This window comes from Actinokineospora sp. NPDC051303 (genome assembly GCF_055586285.1).
In genome coordinates, this window is sequence record NZ_JBVJIN010000033.1 from 24,574 (window position 1) to 30,573 (window position 6,000).

The window sequence follows — 6,000 nt, forward strand, 5'->3', positions numbered from 1 at the left end:
GACCTGGAACGGCGAGAACCGGGACGACGGGGACTGGGACGACCGGGAACTGGGAGGCGATGGGATGGCCGAGTCGACGCTGGTGACCAACGACGACGGGATCGAGTCCCCTGGGCTGGCCGCGCTCGCCCGGGCCGCGGTCGCCGCGGGCGCCCGGGTGACGGTGGCCGCGCCGCTGTCGGAGGCCAGCGGCACCAGCGCGAGCCTGGTGGCCACCGAGGACCACCGCCGGATCGTCACCGAGGAGCGGGCGCTGCCGGGCCTGGCTGGCGTGCCCGCGTTCGGCGTGGGCGCGCACCCGGGGCTGATCGCGCTCGTCGGGTGCCAGGGGGCGTTCGGCGGGACGCCGGAGGTGGTGCTGTCCGGCATCAACCGGGGCGCCAACATCGGCCGCGCCGTTCTGCACTCCGGCACCGTGGGCGCCGCGCTCACCGCGAGCGTCGTGGGGGTGCGCGGCCTGGCGGTGTCGCTGGACGTCGGGTTCGACGGAAACGGGCACGCGCATTGGGAGACCGCGGCCGGGGTGGTGGCCGCCGCGCTGGGCCTGCTGCTGGCGAGCCCGCCCGCGACGGTGCTGAGCGTCAACGTGCCCAACGTCCCCGCCGACCGGCTGCGCGAGCCGCGCTGGGCCCGGCTCGCGGAGTTCGGCTCGGTGCGCAGCGCGGTGGAGCGGCTCGCCGACGGCACTATCGAGGTGACCACCGTGGCCGCGGACACCGAGCCTGCCCCGGACACCGACGCCGCCCTGCTCGCCGCGGGCCACGTGACCGTGACGGCGCTGCGCTCGGTCTCCGAGGACCAGGTGGTCCAGAACGACACGGGTGCCGTCGACACCGCCCGGAGCCCATGGGCGTGACGATTCGGCGCTGAGCCGCCTGCGGCGCTGCCGCGGTTCCGGAGCCGGGATGATTCGTCAGTGGGGCGCGCGGGGCGCGGGGATCTCGATCAGGCTGGCCAGCGCGTCGGCGACGGTGGGGTGCGGGCTGACCACCGACAGCAGGTCGGTCACCTCCAGCGCGCGCAGCACCGCGGGCCTGCACCCGGCGACCAGCACCCGGCCGCCGACCTCGACGGCCCGCCGCTGGGCTTCGGCGAGCAGCACCAGCCCGCAGGAGCCGACGAAGCCGACTTCGGTCAGGTCGACCACCAGCAGTTCGCGCGGGCGGGCCCACAGCGCGGCGGCGACCGTCGAGCAGGTGGCCATGTCGATGTCGCCCCGCAGCCGCAGGACTGGCACGTGGTCGAGTTGGTCGTGCCGGACGGTCAGTTCGCCCAGGTCGTAGGCCATGTGGCGCTCCCTCGGTCGGGGCGGCCACGCAGAAAATGTGTCCTAGCCGGGTGGCCACACCCGAATGGCATCTCCAACGCAGCGTCACCGCAAAGATCGGGACACCCCCGACGCTACGCTTCTCAGCTCAGGACACAACCCCCGTCGGCGCTCTTACCCGATCGGAGAGCCGCCGTTCGCCCTGGTCACGGAGGGTGACTCAGGGGTCAGCAGGAGCGCGCGACCGGCTCGTCAGTGTCGTCGGTGGAGTCGCCCGTGTCGCGGGGGACCGGCAGGCCGGGGTCGAGCAGGGTGCGGGCGCGCAGGGCGATCTCCATGCACAGCCGTTCCTGCGGGTCGTTGAGGCGGTCGCCGAGCAGCTCATCGATCTGGTGCATGCGGTAGCGCACGGTCTGCGGGTGCACGTCGAGTTGGGCGGCGATCTCGTTGATGCCGCCTCGGGTCTCCAGCCAGGCCAGCAGGGTGGCGGTGAGCCGGTCGCGCTGCTTGGTGGTCAGCGCGCGGAACGGCTCCAGGGTGCGTTCGGTGAGCTGGGTCAGCAGGAACTCGTCGGAGAGCAGCACCAGCGCGGACAGGTGGTCCGCGCAGCGGATGATCTCCTGGTCGGGCAGCACGCCGCGCTGGGCGAGGACCATCGCCCGCCGCGCGCACTGGAGCGAGCGGTTAGCCTGGGCCAGCGGCACGGTCGGGCCGATCGCCGCGCGGCGGCCGCGCAGCTCGCCCGCGAGGCGGGGCAGGTGCCGGTCGGGGTCGGCGACGACCAGGCAGGGGTCGGCGCTTTCCAGGTCGACCAGCACCTCGCTGCCCAGGGCGGGGATCGCCAGCCGCTGCTGGTCGTCGCGGGAGCTCAGCTCGTCGCGGTATTCCAGGGCGACGACGGCGACTCGCTCGGGCAACGCCCAGTCGGTGGTGCCCGCGAGGTCGGCGATGGCCTGCGGCGAGGCGGGCGGGTCGGCCAGGATCAGCTTGAGCAGCTGCCTGCGTCTGCGCTCCAGCGCCCCGGTGGCGTGGCCCTGGGCGTCGGTGTATCCGGCGATGGCGACGGTGCACAGGTCGTCGACGTAGGCGAAGATCCGGTCGGCGATGGCGAACAGGGTGTCGGCAGGCACGCCCATGGCGCGGCCGACGATGCTCATCCGCCGCCACACCACCCGGGAGCCGACGCGGACCGCGGTCTGCAGCGCGTCCATGGTGCGGCCTTCGAGGAACTCGACGCGCCCGGCGTAGCGGAACGCGGCTTCCCAGTGCGCCTCGGTGGCCTGGGGGTCGCGCATGTTCTCGAAGCACTTGACGATGGCCATTTCGACCGAGCCGACCAGGATCTCGCGCAGCTTGCCTTCCAGCGGCCCGGCGTAGGCGGGCACCGCGGCCTGGATCTCGCCCACGACCTCGCGGACGAGTTCCGCGGCCATCGGGCGCATCTGCATGGACAGCTCGGGGGGAATCGAGGCCCACAGTTCCCGCGCCGCGCTGGCGCCGCGGTCCTGCCCCGGCCGCGTCGGCTTGCCGTCGCGGCCGGCCAGGCGCAGCGGCGCGCCCTGCCCGGCCGGTCCGACCGGCCTCGGCGACCGCCTCGGTTCACTCGACATGCGCCACCTCTTCGTGACAAAAGTGCCATCCCGGTCGCCCCAGGACGGCGACCGGTTTGCTCCGCAGACGATAAATATGCCCGGTTCATACTGTCAAACTTCGTGGAGAAGTTTCGAGAATCCACTCACGGGGGTGGGTGTTTCGGTGTCTCTTGTCACAAACCGACGGTTTCTCAACTAGATCCTTGTTCGATCATGACAAGGGATCGCGTGTGAGATTCCGGTGAGCCCGCTGGTCAGGGCGGCCATGTTGACACTGTGCGCACTCGGTTGACCGCAGTGCGTAGTAATTGTCACCGGTCGCGCAGAGTGTTCCGACTAATACGCCCTATTTGCCAAGTGGATCATTGTTGGCGGTTCGCGGATGGGACTTGCATTACATCTTACCGCTCGGTAAGTTGCATTGTCGTGGCTGGCTGGTTTCGGCCTGTGTCGTCTCCTGCGGAGGTTATCCAGAACTTTCCCCGACACACGAGGTCGAACCGGTTCGGGCAGGCTGTTCGCCGCGCGGCCGCTGTCGGGGTTATGGGAATTGTCGTCGCCGGGTTGGTCCCCATGGGAACGGAAGAGAATTGATGAGGATTCGCGTGAACTCCAAACGCCTGCTGGCGGCGGCTTCCGCCGTCGGCGTGACGGGATTGGTGGTGGGCGGCCTGCTGGTCGCCGCGGGCTCCAGCTCGGCCGCCCCGGTGCAGGTGGACAAGACACTCGCCTTCACCTGCCCGTTCCCGCTGATCGGTAACCAGGTCCTGCAGGTGCGCATCCGCGCGACCATCAACGCCCCGGAGACCGAGGGCGGCGAGATCACCACCAAGGACTTCTCCGCCACCGCCACGGTTCCCGCCACCGCGACTCAGGGCTTGACCCTGATCGGCGCCAAGACCATCGAGGGTTCCGCGGTCGCGAACATCACGCTGAACAACGCGGGCGCCTCGCTGCCGGTCGGCATCCCGGGCCTGGTCATTCCGAAGACCAACGTGCCCGCTTCCGGCGCGTTCGACACGGTCGCCTCCGGCCCGGTTCCCACGGCGTTCCCGAAGGCCGGTCCCACCTCGATCGTCGTCGGTAACTTCAGCACCTCGCTGACTCCGCGCAAGGCTGACGGCAGTGAGACCGACCTCAAGACGTTCACCTCGGACTGCAAGCTGAACCCGGGCCAGGACGCCAAGCTGCTGGAGTTCACCGTCGCCCCCGGCGGCGGCACGACCTCGTCGCAGCCGACCTCGACCACGTCGAGCGCGACCAGCACGACGTCGAGCACGACGACGAAGCCGACCAGCACCACCACGGACCCGACGTCGACCACCACGGACCCGACGAGCACCACGTCGGACCCGACCAGCACGACCTCGGAGCCGACCAGCACCACCAGCACGACCACCTCGACCAGCGAGCCCCCGGCTGGCGGCGGTGTCGTGAAGATCGACAAGAAGGTCACCTACAGCTGCCCGTTCCCGCTGATCGGCACCCAGCAGCTCGCCGTGCGCATCCAGGCCGACCTCACCCCGCCTGCCGCGGCGGGCGGCGTTCTCAAGACCTCGAACTTCTCCGCGACGGCCACCGTGCCCGCCACCGCGACCCAGGGCCTGTCCCTGATCGGCGCCAAGACCATCGAGGGCACCGCGGACGCCGCGGTCCGCGGCGAGAACGGTGACAACGTCCTCGACATCAAGATCCCCGGCCTGATCATCCCGAAGACCAACGTCCCGGCGTCCGGCCCGTTCGACACCATCGCCGGTGGCACCGTGGCCGACCAGGAGGTGCCCTACGCGGGCGAGACCGTGGTCTTCGTCGGCGACTTCACCACCTCGCTGACCCCGAAGAAGGCCGACGGCAGCGAGACCGACCTCAAGACGTTCACCTCCCAGTGCAAGCTCGACGCGGGCCAGGACACCGAGCTCGCGCGCTTCACCATCGGCGGTGGCGGCGGCCCCACCAGCAGCACCACCCCGCCGTCCTCCACCTCGTCCACCACCCCGCCGTCCTCGACCACGCCGCCGTCCTCGACGTCGGCCACCTCGTCGACCTCGGCGACGTCCTCCACCTCCGCCACGTCCTCGACCTCGGCCCCCACCTCCACCTCGGTGACCGAGTCGTCCACGGCGACCTCTGAGCCGCCGCTGGTGACCGTGACCACGACGACGGGCTACTACCCGCCGCCCGCCTACTACGGCAGCCCGCCCCCCGCGGGCGGCACCGGCGGCGGCCTGGCCTCCACCGGCGCCTCGATCGCGCTGCCCCTGGGCATCGGCGCGGCCCTGCTCGCCCTCGGCGGCGGAGCGCTGTTCTGGCAGCGTCGCCGCGCGGCCCGCGGCTGATCAGCTCGCTAGCCTGCTCGTAGCTCGATCCGGATGCCCGGCGGAGACTCCTCCGCCGGGCATCCGGCCGTTTCGGCGGATTTCATCAGCTCTGTGAAAACACGCCCCGTTGATTTGTACGATTTTTCTAGATCAACTTCTTGCGGCGGGATGTACTATTCCCCCGGTGTTTCCCTTTTCTCGCAGCCAGTCCGCGTGTGGTGATTTCCCCCGGATGACCGCTGTGCTCAACCGTCCCACTCCGCGGCGAGCCGTGGCGGTGGTGTCGTTGCTCGCGGTCACGGCGGCCGTCTCGGTCTTGCAGGCGTCGTCCGCGCAGGCCATGCCCGCCAAGACCCAGAACGCCCCCGCGAAGGCCCAGAACGCGCCCGCGATGGTCCCGAACGCGCCTGCCAAAGCCCAGAACGCGCCAGCCAAAGCGCAGAACGCGCCGTTTCTGGCCGCCGTGCGAAACGACCCGGAAGACGCCTTTTACCTCCCGCCGAACCCATTGCCCTCGGGTCGTCCCGGCGATGTGATCCGGTCGCGGCCGTCGAAGGCCACCGCCACGCGCCACCACGGCGGCGCGTGGCAGGTGATGTACCTGTCGACCGACGCGCTCGGAAAGCCGATGGCGGTGACCGGCACCGTCCTGCTGCCCAGGGGCGTCGACCCGGCGGCGGCGCCGATCGTGGGCTTCGCGCCGGGCACGCAGGGCCCGGCGGGGCGGGGGGGCACGTCCCACAGGTTCGGCAAAAGAACATTCTCCTAGCCAACCACCGTCAAAAAAATACTCTCCGCGGGTTACGCGGTGGTCTTCCCCGCA

At 70.7% G+C, this 6,000-nt stretch carries 4 protein-coding genes and 1 pseudogene; 3 read left to right on the forward strand and 2 right to left on the reverse strand.

All coding sequences use genetic code 11. The annotated features are described in order from the left end of the window. The first annotated feature begins 64 nt into the window (after nt 1-64). Complete coding sequence (gene surE / locus ACZ6SD_RS23125; protein ID WP_465319055.1) at nt 65-856, forward strand: 5'/3'-nucleotidase SurE; 792 nt, start codon at nt 65-67, stop codon at nt 854-856. A 57-nt stretch (nt 857-913) separates the two neighbouring features. On the opposite strand, the gene ACZ6SD_RS23130 is transcribed toward surE, so the two are convergent. Both ACZ6SD_RS23130 and ACZ6SD_RS23135 read right to left on the reverse strand, forming a co-directional pair. Continuing rightward, nucleotides 914-1,288, reverse strand: a complete 375-nt coding sequence (locus ACZ6SD_RS23130) for an STAS domain-containing protein (RefSeq protein WP_465319056.1) — start codon at nt 1,286-1,288, stop codon at nt 914-916. Between the two features lie 206 nt (nt 1,289-1,494). Continuing rightward, a complete protein-coding gene (locus tag ACZ6SD_RS23135; protein ID WP_465319057.1) occupies nt 1,495-2,877 on the reverse strand; it encodes a PucR family transcriptional regulator in 1,383 nt (460 codons plus the stop codon). A 587-nt stretch (nt 2,878-3,464) separates the two neighbouring features. On the opposite strand from ACZ6SD_RS23135, the gene ACZ6SD_RS23140 reads away from it, so the two are divergent. Then, nucleotides 3,465-5,195, forward strand: a complete 1,731-nt coding sequence (locus ACZ6SD_RS23140; RefSeq protein ID WP_465319058.1) for a DUF6801 domain-containing protein — start codon at nt 3,465-3,467, stop codon at nt 5,193-5,195. A 373-nt stretch (nt 5,196-5,568) separates the two neighbouring features. Continuing rightward, nucleotides 5,569-5,898, forward strand: a pseudogene (locus tag ACZ6SD_RS23145) (hypothetical protein); the annotation flags it as partial. Nucleotides 5,899-6,000: the final 102 nt, after the last annotated feature.